The following is a 19,943-nucleotide window of genomic DNA, read 5'->3' on the forward strand; positions in this document are numbered from 1 at the left end:
GCCACCAAGGTGCGTTCCCGACGCCGGGACATAGCCCGTCCGATCGCGGCATGACTGTCAAGGACGCTGACGGTGGCGGCGTCGTGTTCCATTGCCACAACGGCGACGATGACGCGTGGAAGGGTCTGAAAGACGAGTGCCGCCAGCTCGGGCTACTACCCGAACGCGAGCGGCCTCACGGCGGCAAGTGGCAGCAAACCGGCTGTTATGAGTATGTCGATGCCAATGGCACTGTTGCCTATCGAACCGTGCGGATCGAGAAACCGGGCGAGCGCAAGCAATTCCGCGCGCAACGTCCCGACGGTCGTGGCGGCTGGATCAATGGCCTTGATAAGGCCGCGCCTCGCATCCTCTATCGCTTGCCCGATATTCTAAACGCCGATCCGCACGCTTTCGTCTATCTGACCGAGGGCGAACGAAAAGCCGACAAGCTCGCGCAATGGGGCTTCGTCGCGACCGCGATCGCGTTCGGAGCAAAAGGCTGGCGTGACGCATACGCACAGAGTCTCGCCGGCCGAACCGTCGTCATCCTCCCCGACAACGACGATGAGGGACGCGGCTTCGCGGATCGTGCAGCGAAGAGCATCGAGGCGGCACGCGGACGGCCCGTTATTCTTCCGCTGCCAGACTTGCCCCCAAAGGGCGATATCATCGATTGGCACGGCACGGCCGACGATTTGCGCGTGCTCACGGATGATGCGATTGACCGCCCCCAGGTAGTGCAGCCCGAACGCGCGCCGATGTTCGCGTTGATCGATCCTAGTTCTTGGCAGGGGCAGCCAGCCCCGCCTCGCGCGTGGACGTTGCACGAATGGATACCGGCACGGCAGGCGACCTATCTGACGGGAGCGGGCAGCGCCGGCAAATCCTTGATGGCGCAACAGCTCGCGACGTGCATCGCACTCGGCCGACCGTTCCTGGGCGTGGAGACACGGCAGGCCAACGCGATCTATCTGACGTGCGAGGATGATGCCGACGAGCTGCATCGCCGCCAGTCGGCAATCTGCGCGGCGATGAATGTCGAGCCGCGAGAGCTATCTGGAAAGCTGCATCTTGTGTCGCTGGCGGGCGCGATCGGCAACGAGCTGGCCGTGTTCGATGTCCAAGGCCGCATGGGAACTACCGAGGCGTGGGCCATGCTGCATGCGACCGTGATGCAGACGGGCGCGGGCTTCGTCGCGCTCGATAACGTCGCGCACCTATTCGCCGGCAACGAGAACATCCGCAATCAGGTGGCAGCGTTCTGTAGTTTGCTTAATCGCCTCGCGGCCGATGCTGACGCATCCGTGCTGTTTATCGGGCACCCGAACAAGGCGGGCGATAACTTCTCAGGCTCGACGGCTTGGGAAAATCAGGTGCGATCCCGCATTTTCCTAGACTGCCCCCGGGACGCCGATGGAGAGGCGCTGGACCCCGATGCACGGCAACTGTCGCGAGTGAAGGCCAATTACGCCCGCAACGGCGAGACACTGGCCTTCCGGTGGCATCAATGGGCGTTCGTACAGGAAGCCGACCTTGCCCCCGGCGTCCATGCGGAGATCGCAGCGGTAGCCCAAGAGAATGCCGTCAATGACGCTTTCCTACGCTGCCTGACGCGCTGCACGGAAACCCGCCGCGCTGTCTCTCATGTCAACGGCATCAACTACGCGCCGCGCATATTCTCGCAGATGATTGAGGCGAAAGCGACGGGGCAAGCCGCCTTCGAACGAGCAATGGAAAGGCTAATCCACAATGGCACGGTCTTACTCGATCAAGAGCTTTGGAAGGGCGAAAACCGCCACTGGAAGCGGGGCATGAAGCTCGCGCGCCAACCCGGTGAAAGTGCGCCAACCCCCGCGCTAACCCCCGCGCCAACCCCTGCGCCGACCCCGCGCCAACCCCAAGCGGCTCCTCTCGTTGAGCAGCGCGCCGACCCGCGCTGCGCTAACCCCCTTTATACTACGTATAAAGAGGCGGGCTGGTCGCCCGCCGCGCCTTCTGATTTAAGTGACACAATCTGGGGGGAAGGCGAGTGACCCCTGCTGCTCGCCTCACGGCCATCTCCAAGCGAGTCGGACGCTTGCGGCCCGACTGGAACAACCCCGAACGGTACTTCGAAGAACGCAGCGAGATTGAACGCGCGCTTCGCACGCTGGCCCATGATGTGAAGGAAGGTGGGCGGCATGGCTGATTGGCCCTACAACACCGCAAATTGGAAGCGCTTGCGTCTTGCCCACCTGTCGCTGTCCCCGTTCTGTGTCGGATGCGAGGCGCGCAACGTGCTGACCGTTGCCAACACCGTCGATCACATCACGGCCATCGCAGATGGAGGCCCGCCGTTCCCCGGCCATGACGGACTGGCGAGCTATTGCCCGCCATGCCACGGCGCGAAGACCGCCCGAGGAACGGAGGCCGGCCCGGTCCGGACGAGCAAGCCGCGCCGGGGCTGCAAGCCAGACGGAACGCCGCTCGATCCCACCCATCCGTGGCACGAAAAATCGCTCGCAGCTGACCAGACAAGACCGATGGTCTACCTTCATTCTCAATTAGTTAGGGATTTAACAGATGGGTAAGCGCGGCCCCGGCGCGGGACGATTGAGGGCCGCGTCAGTTGGCGCGCCGGTTCCCCAGGCGGTGTGGGATGACACCCTTTTCGCGGGGTTTCAGCCTCCGCGCGCCGCTGTCCTCAGTCATCCGTGGGAAAAGGAGGGCATGCCTCAAGTGGAGCAAGTGCTGGCGTTCCTGCGCGACCTTCCGATCGTCTCAGGCTTGCGGGCCGGTGAAAAGTTGGAGCTGATTGAGTTCCAAGAGCAATTCGTGCGCGGCACGTACGAACCCCTGCGGCCGGACGGCAACCGCATCGTGCGCCTCGCTGGTCTTTCAGTCGGGCGAGGCAACGGCAAGTCTGCGCTCCTCGCGGGCCTGTCGCTGGCGCACCTCCTCGGACCGATGCGCGAACCCTATGGCGAATGCTACGCAGCGGCACTCGATCGCGAGCAAGCCGGCGTGCTGTACAATATGACCCGTGCATACATCGAGGCGGTGCCGTGGATGGCGGCGCGGGTAAATATCCGCGACTGGCATAAGGAAATCACCGACGAGGAAACGCGTTCGATCTGGCGGGCGCTCACCTCGGATGCCCGTAAGGCTCACGGCCTCGCTCCATCGTTTTGGGTTGCCGACGAAGTTGCCCAGTGGCGGTCGCGCGAGCTGTGGGACAATCTGAAAACCGGCATGGCGAAACGCCGAAATGCGCTTGGCGTGACGATATCGACACAGGCCCGCGACGATTTTCATTTTTGGTCGCAGATCCTCGACGCGGAACCAGCACCAAGTTTCTACACGCAGTTGCATGCCGCGCCGGCTGACTGCCGTCTCGACGATCGTTCTGCATGGGCGGCCGCAAACCCGGCGCTGGGCGCGTTCCTCAACGAGGATGAGTTCGCGGACTCAGCCGCGATGGCTATGCGCTCACAGTCGTTTGAGCCAGCTTTTCGGCTGCTTAATCTAAACCAACGGATTGATGGCGAGGCGGCGTTCCTCAACCCTGTCGACTGGATGGCGAATGGCACTCCGTTCGATCCGGGCGAGCTCGAGGGACAGCGCTGTTTCGGCGGCCTCGACTTGTCCAGTACCCGTGATCTCACGGCATTGGCACTGTGGTTTCCCGACTCCGGAAAGCTGCTCGTGTGGCATTTCGTTCCGGAAGACACGATGCGCGAGCGGTCTGAACGGGACCGAGTCCCCTACGATCAGTGGGCGGCGGATGGCTGGATTGAAACTACGCCAGGTCGCGCAACCGACCGTCTCGCCATCGCCCTCCGGCTCGCGGATATCAGATCGATGTACGACGTGCAGGGGATCGCCTTCGATCGCTGGCGATTCGAGGATTTGCAGAAGCTGCTCAACGATGAAGGCATTGAGCTTCCGCTATCCGAGTTCGTTCCGGGGTTTCGTTCCTATGCAGCTGCGATCGACACCTTCGAACGGGCGGTGTTAGAAAAGCGAATGCAGCACAACGGCTCACCTATCCTTAAATGGCAGGCCGGCAACGTGGTGGTGAAGCCCGATCCGGCCGGCAACCGCAAACCGATGAAAGATAAGTCGTTCGATCGTATCGACGGCATAGTTGCGGCCATCATGGCATGCAGTTTAGCAGGGAAAGACGAAAGCCCGGAAATTTATAGAGGTGACGGTATTATGTGGATCTAGCCTCGGATCCGCTTTTGTTCGTAGTACGAATCTAGAGCCTCCATCACGATCGGGGCCACGAAGTCAGGAAACGTACCACCCTGAAAAGTCTTGTCGGATATTGACGCGCCATAGCGCTTAGTTGTTATTGTCGTTCCATCATGCTCAAACACGTACTTGGCGCCCATAACGGATTGCATACCCGATGGGTGACCCTCTAACCGAGAGAAGCAATGAAAAGTAACAATTCTTATCTTTATTGAATTACCTAGCCGGCCCGGCTCAATCTTAAAAGATTCAGCTTCTTCAATATTAACTTTAATGCCGTCAGCAGCGAATGCTTCCTTCGCCTGATTAAGAATAGGCACTACGTGCTCGTGAAGCACGCGCTCCGCGTTTTCAAGTCGATTTGCTTCCGCCTCCTCCTTTACCTTTCGAGCGTGATCTGCGGCGGCAACGATTCCATTCGATTTCTCACGCGCGATCCGAGCCAGTTCTTCAAAGTTTGCCATTTAAAACTCCGGCTAAAAGTTGACGGATAGCCTCCGGCCGCGAGGGCGAGGATGCTTGCCCCGCAATCCATATGTCCAGTGCGGCCAGCTGTTCAGGTTGGAGTCGAACCCCAACCATAACGCCGGGAGCCTCTGGGCGTTGCGTTTTCGTGTAAACTCGAATTGACCGGGCCATGCATTGGCGATAACACCAAAGCGAGCCGGACGGAAGCTACCAACGACCGCACCGGCTCTGACCCATCGCAGGAGGCTTAGTCCATGCAACAGGCTACTTACGCCCATAGCGGCGCATATACCGGCACGTCACCGGAAAATATTTCTAATATTCCCACACCCAGCCGTCGCTCGTTTATGGGCTTCACAGCAGCCGCGCTGACGATCGCGACCGTGAGTGTCCCGGCGATCGCTTGTGTTGCTCCCGAATGGTCGGCTGGCAGATGGCTCGATCGTTGGCACCGCTTGGGTTGTGGCGCACGATTGGACGGTCATTGCTTACTCCAACTCACTGTACGCGCCGGCCAAGAAAATTCGGCCGAACCAATGCTGGCGGAACTTGCCGACGGACGAATGCAGGAAATCAAACAACTACTTCTCAGCTTACATGAGGAAGATGCAGCGTTCCGCGCTGTCCAAGTGTGCCGGCAGATCGACACCGAGTGCATCATGTCCGATGAGGACGAGGTGGGCCACGAGGCGTGGCTAGCAAGGTCACATGCAGCCGAGCATCGCCTTGCGTGGATCCCGGCCCGTACCGGGAAGGGACTTGCCGCAAAGCTGCGCTACGCACTGGAAATGAATGGCACCGACCTAGGGGACAAGCTGGTCGAACAGGTACTGGGACAGCTCGAACGCTGGGCGTGAAACCACGAACTGATGGCTAACCTTAGACAGTTGACTATGGACAGGCGTCGAAGCATACAGCCTTCAACACCTGTCTAAGGAATGGAAATGACGGACCTCACGAAGCTGGAAAACTGGGACACCCCGTTGTTCCCACTCGTCGTTGTAGCGCAGGCAGCGCTGGTTGCTCCCGCCACACTTCGCCAATGGATTGTCCGCTACGGCGATGACCTCCGCCTTTGGGACGACGGCAAGACCTCGAACGACAAGGCAGAAGGCAACGGCCTCGCGCATCGTTTTTCGCTTCGTACCGCTCTGCATATTGCTGCTGCCGCGCGGCTGATCGCCAAGGGCGTGACCGTGAAAGACGCGTATACCGCTGCGATCAACTGGGTCCATATCGGCGCGTTCGATCGCCCCGCAGTTTGGGCGAACGAACCAGCGCCGGAACTGGTGAGGGAGCCGGCCGGGCTCTTTGCCGATCCCGCTTGGACATTTTTAATTCATTCGCATGGCGCGGAAGCGCGTGTCGTCAGTGTGAACCGGCAAGCCGGCACGCTGCCATTCGAGTTTTCCGACCTTTTCGCCACCGGATATCCGGTTCGCGCCGCCCCGACGATCGTGTTTCTTAACAACATCGATCATTATGTGCGCGGCGTCTGCCAAGGCTTCCTGCGCCCGGTCGACCATCCCGCTTGGGATGAAGCATCTGTTGAAAAGATGCTCGGCGAAGACGGCGAGTAAATGGATTCCGCCCCACGCATTGAGGCCTCCGCGATGAGGCCAAAAACGGGAAGTCGGATGCCTGGGGCGGACGCGTCCGCAAGCGCGCATGAAAAGGCACAATCCGACAACATCGCACGAACACCCATCGTCGTGAGACTGACGGCTCCCACCATCGTCGCGAGACAGACGGCAATCACCGCGCCGGGGCATAGCGCCCCGGCCAATTTGAGGACTGAATAATGTTCAAGCTGGCAGACCTTCTCGAAAAGCGGACGGCGATCGTCGCTCGCATGACGACCGCACACACCGCCGACGAAGGCGAAGCGTTCACCACGGCTGAAACCGAGCTGCGCGCACTGGACGGCCAGATCGCCCGCGCCCGCGCGCTCGACGCAGCCGACCGCGCCGACCCCGGCACGACGCTCAATCAGGAGCACACTCCCGAATTTCGGCGCTATAGCCTTGCCCGCCGCATCGCCGCTTCGCTGGATCCGCTGATCGACGCCGGCCGCGAACGGGAAATCGAACAGGAGCTCGCGCGGCGCTCGGGCCAGACCGCGCAGGGCATCCGCGTACCGCTCGAATATTTCGAGACGCGCGCCGTACAAGTGACGGCCAACAGCGCCGCGATCGTCCCCGACGACTTCCGCCCCGAACTGTTCACGTCGGCCCTCACGGCCTCCACCGTCATGCAGACGATGGGCGCAACCGTGCTGACCGGCCTTTCCGGCAACGTTATCATCCCGCGCGAGACGGGAAGCCCGAACGTCGGCTGGGTGAACGAGAACGAAGCGCTGCCGACCGGCAACGCCACGTTCGATAGCCTTAGCCTTGAACCACACCACGTCGGAGCAATCGCCGAAATCAGCCGCCAGCTCATCATGCAGGCGAACCCGGCTGCGGACGCGATCCTGCGAGCAATGCTGTCGCGCAACCTTGCTCTCGAGATCGACCGCGCCGCCATCACAGGCAAGGGCATCGGAGCCGAGCCGCGCGGCATCCTCTACGATCCGGATATCGACGCAGTGCCGTTTTCGACCGACCTGTTCACGACGACCGCCAACATGATTGCAGCGGCCGACCTCGCGAACATCGGCACGACGCGCAGCTTCCTCGGGACCAACGGGGTGAAGGCCGACGCGTCAAAGCTGCGGGATGCCAACGAGCGGGCGATCCCTCTGACCGAGACGTTCCACAACGAGCTGGCGCGCTTCTCCAATCAGGTACCGAACGTGCTTGGTGCGACGAACGACGAGCACGGCCTCGTCTATGGCGACTGGGCCGACTTCCTGATCGGCATCTGGTCGCAGCTCGATATTCTCGTAAACCCGTATGCCGAGACGGCTTACAGCAAGGGGAACATCTTGATCCGCGCTATGGCGACGGTGGACTTCGGCGTTCGCCGTCCCGCCAGCTTCGTCAAGGCCAGCGGCATCAAGGTCGCCTGACGATGACGGGCGGCACCCTCGAACGCCGGCAGGCAACCGAGCTGCGGACCAATGGTCGCCGGCTTGAGGGCTATGCCGCCACGTTCAACTCCGAGGCACGGATCGGCTCGTTTATCGAGACGATCCTGCCAGGTGCATTCCGGTCGGCGTTGGCCGGCGACGTGCTGGCGCTACTCGATCACGACACCGGCAAGGTGCTGGGGCGCACGCGCTCCGGCACCTTGCGGCTGTCGGAGGATACGCGCGGCTTGGCGTTCTCCCTCGACCTTCCTGACACCGCTGCCGGCCGTGATGCGCTCGCGCTGGCGGAACGGAACGACCTTGGCGGCATGTCCTTCGGGTTCCTCGTACCCAAAGGCGGCGAAAGCTGGGTGGGAGAACGCCGCACGCTTCAAACGATCGGGCTCAAGGAAATCAGCATCATTTCGGCATGGCCGGCATATCCTGACACGTCGCTGGCGCTCCGCGCGCGTGACGCTGGACAGGACGGCCGGCGTCGTCGTCTCATTCTCGCGGAGCTTGGCGCATGGGCGTGATGGATCGTATCGCCGGCTGGGCCGGCTTCGAAAAGCGGAACGATGCAACGGACCCGTCATGGGCAGCTATCGCCCCAGGTATCGGATGGCCGGGGGCTATGTCGGCACACGCTGCCGAAAGCCTCTCGGCAGTGTTCGCATGTTCGACCGTCATCGCCAGCTCGCTCGCGAGCATTCCGGCTCTCGTATATCGCCGCGAAGGCGACAATCGGCTTGAGGCCATGACGCACCCGCTACGCCGCATCACGCGCGTAGGAGTCAACGAACAGATGGGATGGCCCGACTTCCTCGAACATCTGGTCGTCTCGATGCTGTTGACCGGCAACGGACTAGCCGAAATCGTTCGCTCCGATCGCGGGCAGCTCACTGGCTTCCGCTTCATACCTTGGGGCATGGTGACGGTCCAATACCCGTCCAGCGGTCGGCTCGCCTATGACGTGACGGACGGCCGGGGCGGCACTCGCCGGCTTCTACAGAACGAAGTCCTGCACCTTCGCGATAGGACCGACGATGGGCTCATCGGCCGCTCGCGTCTGAGCCGCGCTGCGGAGACCGTGGCGGGCGTTGCCACCGCCAACCTGTTCGCGCGATCGTTCCTTGACCGTGGAGCCGCCCCAAGCGGCGCTATTGAGGTTCCCGGAGCCATGACGGAACCCCAGCGCACCGCACTCCGCAAACAGATGCAGGACCGCCACAGCGGCGCCGCGAACGCAGGCAGCACGCTCGTCCTCGATGGCGGCATGAAGTGGTCGAAGATGTCGCTAAGCCCCGAAGACGCCGAGCTGCTCGAAACGCGTAAGTTCGGCGTCGAGGAAATTTGCCGGCTATTCCAGGTGCCGCCCCCATTGGTGCAGGACTACAGCCACAACACCTTCACCAACAGCGAGACGGCGGGCCGGTGGTTCGCCATGTTCACCTTGTCGCCGATGGCGCGGAAGATCGAGGCGGAATTCGCTCGCAGCGTTTTCCCAAGCGACGGCGGTTTCGAACTTGAACTGGATCTTTCCGGCTTCCTTCGCGGCGATCCGCAAACCCGTTGGGCGAACCACAAGATCGCGATCGATGCCGGCGTGCTCGACAAAGATGAAGTGCGCCAGATCGAAGGCTGGAACCCCCGCCCCGCCGCAAGGGAGGTAATCAGCAATGACGCCTGATATCGTCAGCCTCGAAGAGGCCAAATTGTTTGTCCGTGTCGACCATGACCACGAGGACTCGCTGTTTGAGGTTATTATACAGGCGGCGACTGACGCCGTTCTGGAATATGCGGACGACTGGAAGCCGCGCGATGACTGGCTTCCGGGTGACGAGGTGCCCGCCCGTATACGGCTGGCGATCCTATGCCAGATCGCAACCGCGTATGATGAGCGCCAGGACGGTGCCGACACTCCCGAGGCCGCGTTGCGCCTCATCAGACCGCTGCGCCGGCTTTCCGTCTGATGGCGACAAAAGCCCTCATACGCGAAGCCGACCTGCGCCGCTGGGCGCGGGTCGCTCGTGAGGAAGGCGTGGCGATCCACGGTCGAATAGACACGTTGGGCGTGGTGACGATCCACATGAGCCCTGCAACGCCTGTGCCTCATGACGAAAACGACGATTTGCGCGCCCGTCTGGACGCGTTTGGAGCTATGTAAGATGGCGAAGAAGTATCCATTCGTCGGCAAGGGCTTCGAAGATCGGCACGGCAAAATGCGGTATCGCTTTCGCCGAAAGGGGTATCCCGATCGCTATCTGAAAGAGCCGTATGGAACGAAGGCGTTCGAGCGCGAGTATGCCGCGTGCCTCGAAGCAGAGCCTGCACCTGTCGGGGCAGGACGGATCGCGCCCGGCAGCGTGTCCGACGTGGTCGCACGGTACTATGCGGACAACGCCTTTCAGGATCTGCGTCCCAGTACCCAGGTGGTCTACCGCGGCGTCCTAGAGCGCTTCCGGATAAAATTCGGCAACGATCCAATTCGCAAGTTCGATGCCGAGCTGATCTCGCGCCTTATGACCGCTATGCGCGCAAAGCCGCATGCTGCCGCACGTCTGCGCAAGCTCCTAGCTCAACTGTTCGTGATCGCCCGCCGCGCTAAGATCGTGCCACATGGCTTTGACCCGGTGCGCGACACGAAACCCCCCAAAGCGACCGGCGGAGGCTATCATAGATGGACCGAGGACGAGCTTGCTGCCTTTGAGGCAAAGCACCCCCTCGGCACCAAGCCCCGCCTCGCCTTCGCGCTTCTGCTGTACGCTGCGCAGCGTAGCGGAGACGTGCGCTACATGACTTCCGAGACGATCGCAGGCGGCCGCATCCGCCTCGACCAGAGCAAGACGAGCAATGCCGTCGACGTGCCGATCGTCGAGCCGCTGAAACAGGCTCTAAAGGCCGGCCCGATCGGCGCGTCCACGCTGATCGAAACGAAGGACGGCGACCCGTTCACGCCCAAGGGCTTTTATGGCCTGATGAAGAAGGCGTGTGTTGCAGCAGGCATCCCGCATTGCTCGCCTCACGGCCTGCGCAAATCCGCCGCGCGGCGATGCCGTGAAGCCGGATGCAGCGACGAGGAAGGCATGGCGATCACCGGCCACAAGAGCGTTCGCGAGTACCATCGATATGCTGGCGACGACGCGCGCGGCGACCGTGCTGACGCTGCAATGACGAAGGTAATGGCTAACCAAAACTCAAGGTTAGCCGACAAAGAAAGCCAAGCTCTTGAGATCGCAGCATAAAATGGGAAACGCTGGATGCCCCGTGAGGATTCGAACCTCAATAGGCGGTATCAGAAACCGCAGTCTTACCATTAGACGACGGGGCATCAGCGAGGGCGGGCTCTAGGCGGGCGGTTTGCCGCTGTCAACGCCCAAGATGTTGCCGATGTGCCACGTCGCTTGCGTAATCGCGCCGCTGCGCTACATTCGTGTCCAAGCACCGGGCGGGTATTTTCCCGCGGCGGCAGACATAGATAGCGAGTTTTACGGCGATGGGGGATGTTTCCGCCCGAATGCCGTTCCGGCAGGGTAGTCCTGCCCGTCCGGCGGCGACCCGACCCAGTCGTGGGCGGTGGGCCGATGCGCAGGCATTTGCCGCGCTCGATCTCGGCACCAACAATTGCAGATTGCTGATCGCGCGACCGCAGGCGGGCGGCTTCGCGGTGATCGACGCGTTCTCGCGAATCGTCCGGCTCGGCGAAGGGCTGGCCTCGACCGGCGAGCTGAGCGACGCGGCGATCGAGCGCACGATCGCGGCGCTCCGCGTGTGTTCGGACAAGCTGCAGCGCCGCAACGTCACGCTGGCGCGGTCGGTCGCGACCGAGGCGTGCCGACAGGCGTCGAACGGCCCCGCCTTCATCGCGCGCGCGCTGGCGGAGACCGGCATCCATCTCGACATCATTTCCGCCGAGGAGGAGGCGCGGTTGGCGGTGCTCGGCTGCCACGCGCTCATCGAGCCCGGCGAGGACCCCGCGCTCGTGTTCGATATCGGCGGTGGATCGACCGAACTCGTGCTGGTCGATACCTCGACGCCGATCCCGACCGTGCTTGACTGGCATTCGGCGCCCTGGGGCGTGGTGTCGCTGACCGAGCATGCCGGCGGCGGCGAAGGCGAGGCCGGTCGCCGCGCCGCCTATGCGCGGATGCGCACCGTCGTCGCGGACAGCTTTGCCGGATTCGCCGCACGGCTGCCGCGCAATATCGCGCGGCCGCGGCTGCTCGGCACCAGCGGCACGGTGACGACGCTGGGCAGCGTGCATCTCGGGCTCAGCCATTATGACCGCTCGGTGGTCGACGGGCTGATCGTGCCTGCGTCGGCAATGCGGCGGATCAGCGCCGACCTTTCCCATATGTCGATCACGGAGCGCGCCAAGCTGCCGTGCATCGGCAACGAGCGCGCCGACCTGGTGGTCGCGGGCTGTGCCATTCTGGAGACGATCATGGATTTGTGGCCCGCCGAACGGCTCGGCATCGCCGACCGCGGTATTCGCGAGGGGATCTTGCGCCGGCTGATGGGGGCACCCCGCCCCGGTGGCAAGCCCGGCAAAGCATCGAGCGTCGCGGCATGAGCCGGGGTGGCTCTGGCGGGCATGTCCGCGTCCTCACCGCGCGCAAGCGCACCGCGCAGTCGACCCGCTGGCTCGAACGCCAGTTGAACGACCCCTATGTGAAGCGCGCCAAGGCCGACGGCTATCGCAGCCGCGCGGCGTACAAGCTGATCGAGCTCGACGAGCGGTTCGAGCTGATCCGCGGATCCAAGCGAGTCGTCGATCTGGGGATTGCCCCGGGCGGCTGGGCGCAGGTGATCCGCCGGCGGATCCCCAAGGCGTCGGTGGTCGGGATCGATCTGCTCCCGGTCGATCCGATCGACGGCGTGACGATCTTCGAGATGGACTTCCTCGACGATGCAGCGCCCGGCAAGCTGATCGAAGCGCTGGGCGGCGCGCCCGACCTGGTGCTGTCGGACATGGCCGCGAACACCGTCGGCCATCCGCAGACCGATGCGCTCCGGACGATGGCGCTGGTCGAGACCGCGCTGCACTTTGCGTGCGAAGTGCTCGAGCCGGGTGGCACGTTCGTGTCGAAGGTGTTCGCCGGCGGTGCCGATTCCGAGCTGGTCGCGGAGATGAAGCGGAACTTCAAGACCGTGAAGCACGCCAAGCCGCCGGCGAGCCGGAAGGGCTCGGTCGAGTGGTTCGTGGTGGCGCAGGGGTTTAAGGGTCGGTCAGCGGATCAGCCCCGCTGATCCGCGTCGCGGACCGACCCCGGCCAGCTTCGCGCAGCGACGACTGACGACGCGGCTTCGCCGCGGCGCTCTGCCTCAGGGTGATACCAACCGCACCGGCTCGTCACAAAAGCATGTGTCCCCGCGAAGGCGGGGACACAGCCTGGGCTCCCGCCTTCGCGGGAGAACAAGGGGAGCCGGCCACGCGTGGCATCTGCCTCTCGCCTGCGAGCGCCGCAGGTCACTCTGGGGAAACGCGTTAAAGAAAAAGCCCGCGGACCTGGGTCCACGGGCTTTTCTCTATTTCGCGCGCCGCGGCAAAGCCGCGTCGTCGGTCGGGCGATGCCCGCCGGCCGGGGTTTCGGCCGAGCCGCGGATTAGCTTTCGCTAATCCCGCTGCCTCAACCCTCGTAATCCGCACCCAGATTCTGGTTCCGCGGCGGTGCAGCGGCGGTCAGGCGGAGCGCCTCGGCCGACGCGGCCAGGCTGCCGACGGCATCGACCTCGTCGTCGTCGTCGACGCGAACCTTCTGCAGGCCCTGGATGACCTGTTCCTTGAGATGCGCCGGCTTGACGTTCTCGTCGGCGATCTCGCGCAGCGCGACGACCGGGTTCTTGTCGCGGTCGCGGTCGAGCGTCAGTTCGGCGCCGCCCGAGATCTGGCGCGCACGCTGGGCCGCGAACAACACCAGGTCGAACCGGTTGGGGATCTTGTCGACACAATCCTCGACGGTAACGCGCGCCATGCGGCTTCCTTCGTAACAACGATAGAATGAGAATGCGTCGCCTACGGGCGATGGCCTGCAAAGTCAAGAAATCCGCCGCGGGTTGCCACCGCCGCCCCCGCGTGGTCATCACAGCCGTCATGGACGATCCCGCAGACCAGCCGACCTTTGCCGTCGACGGCAACCAGATGACCCTGCTCGACACCGGCCCCCGGCGGCTCGACGCGGTGCTGGCCCTTATCGACGGCGCCGAGCGGTCGCTGCGCGTGCTCTACTATATCTATGCCGACGACGAGTCCGGCCAACGCGTCAACGCCGCGCTGATCGCCGCCGCAAGCCGCGGCGTCGCGGTCGCGCTGATCGTCGACGGCTTCGGCAGCGACGACGCGCCACATGCCTTTTTCGAACCGCTCGAGGCCGCCGGCATTTCGGTATGCCGCTTCTCCGCGCGGTTCGGCCGCCGCTACTTGCTGCGCAACCACCAGAAGCTCGCGCTCGCCGACGAAGCCCGGATCATCATCGGCGGCTTCAATATCGAGGACGATTATTTCGGGACCGCCGCCGACCAGGCCTGGCGCGATCTCGGTCTGCTCGTCGAAGGGCCGGCGGCGGGGCGGCTCGCCGGCTATTTCGACGCGCTGAAGGACTGGATCCACGAACCTAAGGGCAAGCTGCGCAAACTGAACGCCGCGCTGTCGCACTGGAGCGAGACGCGCGGCGCGACACGCTGGCTGATCGGCGGACCGACCCGCAAGCTGTCGCCCTGGGCGCGCGCGGTGCGCGACGACATGCGGCGCGGCCGGCGGATCGACGTGATCGCGGGCTATTTCACGCCGAGCCCCACCTTGCTGCGGCGCCTCGACAAGGCCGGCCGGCGACAGGCCGAAGTCCGCATCGTCACCGCCAGCAAATCGGACAACAACGCGACGATCGCCGCCGCGCGGTTCACCTATGCAGGGCTGCTGCGCAAGGGCGTACGCCTGTTCGAATACCAGCCGACCAAGCTCCACACGAAGCTCTACGTCATCGACGACGCGTTCCATATCGGCTCGGCCAATTTCGACATGCGCAGCCTGTTCATCAACATGGAGCTGATGCTGCGGATCGAGGATGCCGCGTTCGCCGCGCATGTCCGCCGCTATGTCGACGGCGAGATCGCCAAGTCGACCGAGGTGACTGCCGCACTCTACCGCGCAAACACCGGGTGGATGCAGCGGATCAAGCAGTTCGCCGCCTATTTCGCCGTCGCGGTGGTCGACCCGAGCCTGTCGCGCGGGCTGAACTTCGGGATCGACGAATAGGGGCAGCCGGAGTCGAAGGACTTCCGCCCCTCTACGTCATCCCGACTTTCGTCAGGATGACAGCCGAACTTCGAGCAATAGCAGCGCCGACGGCAAAGCCGCCGTCGGACGGGTTCGACTATTCTAGCCGACCCGCCGGCCGGGCCTGACGCTGCGCTTCGCGCACCGGCGCGGGCGTGGGCGCGGCTGCGTCAGTCCTTCCAGGCCCAGTAGAGCTGCGCCGGCGGCACGTTCCACCACTCCATGTCGTGATCGATCGACTCGAAGTGCGGCGTGAGGAAGTCCTTCACCTTGGGCGAGAACTGATAGACCAGGAACGCGCCGCCGCTGCGCAGCACCGCATGCGTCGCGGTCGCGATCGCCGGACCGACGCCGGGGGGCAGCGTCGAGAAGGGCAGACCCGACAGCACGTAATCGGCCTTTTCGAAGCCGTGATCGGCAACGATAGACTCGACCGCATCGGCCGAGCCGAGCACCGCGAAGAAACGCGGATCGGTGATCGTGTGGCGCAGATACTGGATGAACTCGGGGTTGGTATCGATCACCACCAGCTTGGCGTCGGGCGCCATCCGGTCGAGGATCGGACGGCAGAAGGTGCCGACGCCCGGGCCATATTCGACGAACAGCTTGCAGTTCGCCCAGTCGACCGGGTCGAGCATCTTGCGGATCAGCTTGTCCGACGAGGGCACGATCGATCCGACCATGACCGGATGTTTCAGGAACCCTGAAAAGAACATCTGCCACGGGGACGGCACGCCAGCGGGTCGGCTGCGTGCACGCCGGGTGGCGGTGGTCGAACTGGGCATCGCGTTCCTTACGGTCAGGGGTCCCGCACGTTGGCGAGGCTTTGGCCCTCCCGTCGCACGAATTCCGAACGCGTTTCAAGGGCCGCGGGTTGCATCGGGCGACGAACCGCACCGGATGTCATGGTTCGCCAATCGGTTCTGCGGATTTGCCAAGCGCCGCGCTTACCCTAAACACCGGTCATGCAGGACGATCGGACAGGACAGGTCGCCGTCGTTTTCGTGTCGTTCCGTAACGATGCGGACATGACCGGTTACGCAGACGCCGCCGCGGCGATGGACGCGCTCGCCGCGGAGCAGCCGGGCTATCGCGGAGTCGACAGCGCGCGCGAGGCTGACGGCATGGGTATCACCGTCAGCTACTGGGCGGACGACGAAGCCGCGCTCGCCTGGCGCGACCATCCCGACCACGCCGCGATTCGCGACCGGGGCCGCGCGCTCTGGTACGATCGCTATACGGTGACCGTCGCACGGGTCGAGCGCGCCTATGCCTGGGCGCGATCATGACCGGGATGTCGGCCGAAGGGCCCACTACCGACACACCGAAGATCGACCGGCGATTCGCGCTGATGTTCCTCGTGATGCTGACGATCGCGGCGGGGAACACCGCGCTGCAATCGGTGCTGCCCGCGCTCGGCCGATCGCTGGGCGTCGCCGACAGCGCGGTCGCGGCGGCGTTCTCGGTTTCCGCGCTGCTGTGGGTGATCGCCGCGCCATTCTGGGCTAATCGATCGGATCGCCACGGCCGGCGCGCGATGATCCTGCTCGGCGTCGGCGGGTTCAGCGTCTCGCTCGCGCTATGCGGCGTGTTCCTGCTTGCCGGGATCAACGCTTGGATCGGCGGCACGGCGGCGTTCCTGTGCTTTATCGGCGGACGGCTGATCTACGGGACGTTCGGTGCGGCCGCGCCACCCGCGGTGCAGGCACTGGTCGCGGGCGAGACGACTCGCGAGGAACGGACCAAGGCGCTGACCTTGCTCGCCTCCGCCTTCGGGCTCGGCACTATTCTCGGCCCGGCGATCGCGCCGTATCTGATCCTCGGCTCGATCGGCGGGGTCGAGATCGGGCTTGCCGGTCCGGCCTTCCTGTTCGCGCTGTTCGGCGTGGCGGTGTGGATCACGGTGCGGCGGATGCTCCCCGACGACAAGATCGTGCCCCCGCACGAGACGCACGGCGCGAGTTCGGCCTATCCCTCGATCGGCGGCGCGCCGACGGGGGCGTCGGTCGCCGCCGCGACCGGATCGCATGTCGAGCATGTCGGCTACACCGATCCGCGCATCCGTGCGTGGATGATCGCCGGGCTGGTGATGGGCCACGCTCAGGCGATGACGGGGCAGGCGATCGGCTTCCTCGTGATCGACCGCCTCCACCTCGCGCCCGCGCTGGCGCTCGAGCCGACCGGCATCGTCCTGATGATGGGCGCAGGGGCGGCGCTGCTCGCGCAATGGGGAATCATCCCCCGGCTCAACATGACGCCGCGACAACTGGTGCTGACCGGGCTGGTGCTCGCCGCAGTCGGCACCGCGCTCACCGGGATCGCGACGTCGCTCTACACAATCGCGACCGCCTATGCGCTGGCGAGCCTCGGCTTCGGCTTCACGCGACCTGGCTTCACCGCGGGCTCGTCGCTCGCGGTCGGCGCAAATGCGCAGGGCTCGGTCGCGGGCAAGGTGACGTCGATCAACGGCGCAAGCTTCGTGTTGGGGCCGTCGATCGGCGTCGGTCTGTACGAGGCCCAGCATTCGCTGCCCTATCTGGTCGCGGGCGCGGCGTGCGTCGTGATGATCGGCTATGCCTATGTCGCGCTCAAGGACGCCAGGGACGCCTAGCCCGGAGCCGCGCGGGTCGGGCCGAGCAGCAAGCAACGCCGCGCAAGCCTGTCCATACGCACAGTATTGGAGGCTTTAATCGCCGCCCATGACTTAACCAAGGTCAATAATCACGTCCCTATTCCCCCAAAATGAGGGGATCGCCCCAGCCGCGCGCGCGTCGAACTTTTTCGTTTGCCCCAAATCTGAACGTTTTAGACATGACGCCGCCCACCGACGTTATTGAATAACCACGCGTTAAGCACAGAATAGAACCGAAATGGACCAAGGTGGGCAATGCAGCGCTTCTGGGAGATGATCGACGATGACGCCGCGCTTGCCGATCCCGAAACGGGGTGGTTGGTAGCGGCGGCCTCGGGCGTTGCCGCACTGAGCGCGACCTGGCTGGCACACACCCTGATCGCCGTGAACCTGCCATTCCTGTTCTGTGTTGCCGCCGTCATCGCCAACGCCGCACGACGCGGCCTGATCGCGGGCCTTGTCGCAGCGGTGCTGTCGCTCGCCGGCACGATGCTCGTCGCGGAATGGAGCCATGCGCTGGTCAACCCGCGCAGCGTCGCGCTCGTATCGCTGTTCTGCGTCATCGTCTCGATCGGCGGCGAATCGATGAAGCGATTGCGGCGTCGCGAACAATACGCCGCAATCAACGCCTGCCGACGCGAGCGCATCCTTCGGATCATCTTCGATGGTTCGCCCGCGGTCATGCTCATCATCGATTCGTCGGGCGATATCGTCGATGCCAACGAGGCCGCGTGCAGCCTGTTCGAGCGACCGCGCGAAGCGTTCATGGGGGAGCGGCTCGAACGGCTCGTTCCGACGCATGCGCTCAAGACGAACGCGCTTCACACGGTCATCCTGCCCAGCGCAAAACGGTTGCGCCTCGACATTCGCGACACGTCGCTGCTGATCGGTACGCATCGCTTCAGGATCGTCTACGTCCGCGACGAGACCAAGGCCGTCCTGTCCTCCGAACGGCTCGCGATGGCGCAACGCGAGCTGTACCAGATCTCCCGCGCGACCGCGCTGGGGCAACTCGGATCGTCGATCGCGCACGAACTCAACCAACCGCTGACCATCATCGCCAATTACGCGGGCGTAGCGCGTGCGGTGCTGGCGGCCGACGCGCCGGACCTTGCCGCGGCGCGCGAAGCGATCGACGATACGCTGGCGCATGCGTTTCGCGCCGCGACGATGCTGAAGCGGCTGCGCAACTTCATCGGCCGCAAGCCTCCCGTCCTGCAACAGGTCGATGTCCGCACCTTGCTAGAAGAGTCTGCGAAATTGGCGGCACTCGCCGCCAAGGGGGTTCGCGCCGAGCTCCAGACCGATCTGTCCCACGTCGATTTCGACGTGTCGGCGGATGCGATCCAGCTTCAACAGGTGATTCTCAACCTTGTCATCAACGCCGCCGATGCGCTGCGCGGGTGCGACGATCGGCGGATCCGCCTGCAGGCCTGGCGCACCGCGACGGGGGATGCGACCTTCGCGGTCGAAGACAGCGGCCCGGGCCTTCCCCCAAAGCTCCGGCACGACGTCTTCGCCCCCTTCCAGTCGACCAAGACCGACGGCGTCGGCATCGGCCTCGCGCTCTGCCGGACGATCATCGAGGGGCATGGCGGGCGTATCTGGTGCGACGACGATACGGAATTGGGCGGTGCGCGATTCCTGTTCACCGTGCCGCACACCGCGATAGGAGGCACGACGCATGCTGCCTGAACGCCCCGTCTACATCATCGACGACGAACCCGAGATGTGCCGCTCGCTGTCGCTGCTGCTCTCGACCGATGGAGTCCCCGCGCGATCGTTTGGCTGTGGCGAGCTGTTTCTCGATGCGCTCGATCAGTTGCCGCCCGGCATCCTGATCTGCGACGTCATGATGCCCGGTATCTCGGGGATCGAAGTCACGCGCACGGTGGTCAAGCGCGGCCGCACCGATCCCGTAATCATGATTGCCGGGCACGCGGACATTCCCCTCGCGGTCGAAGCCATGCGCGCGGGCGCGATCGACTTTATCGAAAAGCCGTTCGAGGCATCCACGATCCTGAGCGCTATCGCGTCCGCCAGGTGCTGGCCGCCGCTCCACCAGACCGACGTCCTCGCCGAGGAGCTCCCCTTTCGCGAACGGCAGGTGCTGGAACTCGTGGTCTCCGGCCTGACCAGCAAGGAGATTGCGCGCGAACTCGATATCAGCCCGCGCACGGTCGAGACCTATCGTACCAAGCTGCTGAAAAAGACCGGCGCCAGCAGCACCGCTCAACTGATCCGCATTGGGCTGCAGGCGGGCGCGGGTCGCCTCTCCTTCACGGACCTCGGCGTCACCAACCCGGACGAATAGCGCCGGCATGCCCCCTCTCCCGGCT

General features: G+C 64.1%; 21 protein-coding genes and 1 tRNA gene. 18 read left to right on the forward strand and 4 right to left on the reverse strand.

Annotated features, from left to right (window positions below; translation table 11 throughout):
- Positions 1 to 50: 50 nt before the first annotated feature.
- The 3 genes from ASE79_RS15710 to ASE79_RS15715 all read left to right on the forward strand — a co-directional run bounded on the left by ASE79_RS15710 (position 51) and on the right by ASE79_RS15715 (position 4,191).
- Entirely contained in the window at positions 51 to 2,015 is a 1,965-nt protein-coding gene (locus ASE79_RS15710) for an AAA family ATPase (RefSeq protein WP_056418762.1), read from the forward strand.
- A gap of 147 nt (positions 2,016 to 2,162) precedes the next feature.
- Entirely contained in the window at positions 2,163 to 2,552 is a 390-nt protein-coding gene (locus tag ASE79_RS20490) for an HNH endonuclease (protein WP_082445379.1), read from the forward strand.
- The gene (locus ASE79_RS15715; RefSeq protein ID WP_082445380.1) at positions 2,545 to 4,191 is read left to right on the forward strand and encodes a terminase large subunit; all 1,647 of its coding nucleotides are present in this window, start codon (positions 2,545 to 2,547) and stop codon (positions 4,189 to 4,191) included. Before ASE79_RS20490 ends, ASE79_RS15715 begins: the two co-directional genes overlap by 8 nt.
- On the opposite strand, the gene ASE79_RS21085 is transcribed toward ASE79_RS15715, so the two are convergent.
- Entirely contained in the window at positions 4,188 to 4,682 is a 495-nt protein-coding gene (locus ASE79_RS21085; protein ID WP_156359728.1) for a hypothetical protein, read from the reverse strand. The genes ASE79_RS15715 and ASE79_RS21085 overlap by 4 nt on opposite strands.
- Positions 4,683 to 4,940: 258 nt before the next feature.
- Between ASE79_RS21085 and ASE79_RS21090 the strand changes: the two genes are divergently transcribed.
- The 8 genes from ASE79_RS21090 (at position 4,941) to ASE79_RS15760 (ending at position 10,941) form a co-directional block, all read left to right on the forward strand.
- Positions 4,941 to 5,543, forward strand: coding sequence for a hypothetical protein (locus ASE79_RS21090; protein WP_156359729.1), 603 nt, complete (start codon positions 4,941 to 4,943; stop codon positions 5,541 to 5,543).
- Positions 5,544 to 5,630: 87 nt separating this feature from the next.
- The gene (locus ASE79_RS15730; protein WP_156359730.1) at positions 5,631 to 6,266 is read left to right on the forward strand and encodes a hypothetical protein; all 636 of its coding nucleotides are present in this window, start codon (positions 5,631 to 5,633) and stop codon (positions 6,264 to 6,266) included.
- 221 nt (positions 6,267 to 6,487) lie between these two features.
- Positions 6,488 to 7,696, forward strand: coding sequence for a phage major capsid protein (locus tag ASE79_RS15735; protein ID WP_056418782.1), 1,209 nt, complete (start codon positions 6,488 to 6,490; stop codon positions 7,694 to 7,696).
- Positions 7,697 to 7,698: 2 nt separating this feature from the next.
- A complete protein-coding gene (locus ASE79_RS15740) occupies positions 7,699 to 8,232 on the forward strand; it encodes an HK97 family phage prohead protease (protein WP_056418784.1) in 534 nt (177 codons plus the stop codon).
- Positions 8,223 to 9,386, forward strand: a complete 1,164-nt coding sequence (locus ASE79_RS15745) for a phage portal protein (protein ID WP_056418786.1) — start codon at positions 8,223 to 8,225, stop codon at positions 9,384 to 9,386. The genes ASE79_RS15740 and ASE79_RS15745 overlap by 10 nt, the downstream gene beginning before the upstream one ends.
- Positions 9,376 to 9,669: a head-tail connector protein gene (locus ASE79_RS15750; RefSeq protein WP_056418790.1), complete on the forward strand. Its 294-nt coding sequence runs from the start codon at positions 9,376 to 9,378 to the stop codon at positions 9,667 to 9,669. The genes ASE79_RS15745 and ASE79_RS15750 overlap by 11 nt, the downstream gene beginning before the upstream one ends.
- The gene (locus tag ASE79_RS21320) at positions 9,669 to 9,863 is read left to right on the forward strand and encodes a hypothetical protein (RefSeq protein ID WP_056418793.1); all 195 of its coding nucleotides are present in this window, start codon (positions 9,669 to 9,671) and stop codon (positions 9,861 to 9,863) included. Before ASE79_RS15750 ends, ASE79_RS21320 begins: the two co-directional genes overlap by 1 nt.
- A 1-nt stretch (position 9,864) precedes the next feature.
- Positions 9,865 to 10,941 carry a site-specific integrase gene (locus ASE79_RS15760; RefSeq protein ID WP_056418796.1) on the forward strand — a complete coding sequence of 359 codons (1,077 nt, stop codon included), beginning with the start codon at positions 9,865 to 9,867 and terminating at the stop codon, positions 10,939 to 10,941.
- Positions 10,942 to 10,953: 12 nt separating this feature from the next.
- On the opposite strand, the gene ASE79_RS15765 is transcribed toward ASE79_RS15760, so the two are convergent.
- Positions 10,954 to 11,027: transfer RNA gene (locus ASE79_RS15765), tRNA-Gln, on the reverse strand.
- Positions 11,028 to 11,213: 186 nt separating this feature from the next.
- Between ASE79_RS15765 and ASE79_RS15770 the strand changes: the two genes are divergently transcribed.
- Both ASE79_RS15770 and ASE79_RS15775 read left to right on the forward strand, forming a co-directional pair.
- Positions 11,214 to 12,269, forward strand: a complete 1,056-nt coding sequence (locus ASE79_RS15770; protein ID WP_056418799.1) for a Ppx/GppA phosphatase family protein — start codon at positions 11,214 to 11,216, stop codon at positions 12,267 to 12,269.
- Positions 12,266 to 12,946 carry an RlmE family RNA methyltransferase gene (locus tag ASE79_RS15775; protein ID WP_056418800.1) on the forward strand — a complete coding sequence of 227 codons (681 nt, stop codon included), beginning with the start codon at positions 12,266 to 12,268 and terminating at the stop codon, positions 12,944 to 12,946. Before ASE79_RS15770 ends, ASE79_RS15775 begins: the two co-directional genes overlap by 4 nt.
- Positions 12,947 to 13,326: 380 nt before the next feature.
- Here ASE79_RS15775 and rpoZ read toward each other — a convergent pair whose 3' ends face one another.
- Positions 13,327 to 13,671, reverse strand: a complete 345-nt coding sequence (gene rpoZ / locus ASE79_RS15780) for a DNA-directed RNA polymerase subunit omega (protein WP_055882033.1) — start codon at positions 13,669 to 13,671, stop codon at positions 13,327 to 13,329.
- A gap of 119 nt (positions 13,672 to 13,790) precedes the next feature.
- Here rpoZ and ASE79_RS15785 point away from each other — a divergent pair, with 119 nt between their 5' ends.
- Positions 13,791 to 14,951, forward strand: coding sequence for a phospholipase D-like domain-containing protein (locus ASE79_RS15785; protein ID WP_056418803.1), 1,161 nt, complete (start codon positions 13,791 to 13,793; stop codon positions 14,949 to 14,951).
- 191 nt (positions 14,952 to 15,142) lie between these two features.
- On the opposite strand, the gene ASE79_RS15790 is transcribed toward ASE79_RS15785, so the two are convergent.
- Positions 15,143 to 15,757, reverse strand: coding sequence for a class I SAM-dependent methyltransferase (locus ASE79_RS15790; RefSeq protein WP_056418806.1), 615 nt, complete (start codon positions 15,755 to 15,757; stop codon positions 15,143 to 15,145).
- Positions 15,758 to 16,000: 243 nt separating this feature from the next.
- Here ASE79_RS15790 and ASE79_RS15795 point away from each other — a divergent pair, with 243 nt between their 5' ends.
- The 4 genes from ASE79_RS15795 (at position 16,001) to ASE79_RS15810 (ending at position 19,918) form a co-directional block, all read left to right on the forward strand.
- Complete coding sequence (locus ASE79_RS15795; RefSeq protein ID WP_321163346.1) at positions 16,001 to 16,261, forward strand: antibiotic biosynthesis monooxygenase; 261 nt, start codon at positions 16,001 to 16,003, stop codon at positions 16,259 to 16,261.
- A complete protein-coding gene (locus tag ASE79_RS15800; protein WP_056418812.1) occupies positions 16,258 to 17,583 on the forward strand; it encodes an MFS transporter in 1,326 nt (441 codons plus the stop codon). The genes ASE79_RS15795 and ASE79_RS15800 overlap by 4 nt, the downstream gene beginning before the upstream one ends.
- A 276-nt stretch (positions 17,584 to 17,859) precedes the next feature.
- Entirely contained in the window at positions 17,860 to 19,299 is a 1,440-nt protein-coding gene (locus ASE79_RS15805) for an ATP-binding protein (protein WP_056418814.1), read from the forward strand.
- Positions 19,289 to 19,918: a response regulator transcription factor gene (locus ASE79_RS15810; RefSeq protein WP_056418818.1), complete on the forward strand. Its 630-nt coding sequence runs from the start codon at positions 19,289 to 19,291 to the stop codon at positions 19,916 to 19,918. The genes ASE79_RS15805 and ASE79_RS15810 overlap by 11 nt, the downstream gene beginning before the upstream one ends.
- Positions 19,919 to 19,943 lie beyond the last annotated feature (25 nt).

Origin of the sequence: Sphingomonas sp. Leaf28 (assembly GCF_001421685.1) — a bacterium.
GTDB lineage: Bacteria > Pseudomonadota > Alphaproteobacteria > Sphingomonadales > Sphingomonadaceae > Sphingomonas > Sphingomonas aurantiaca.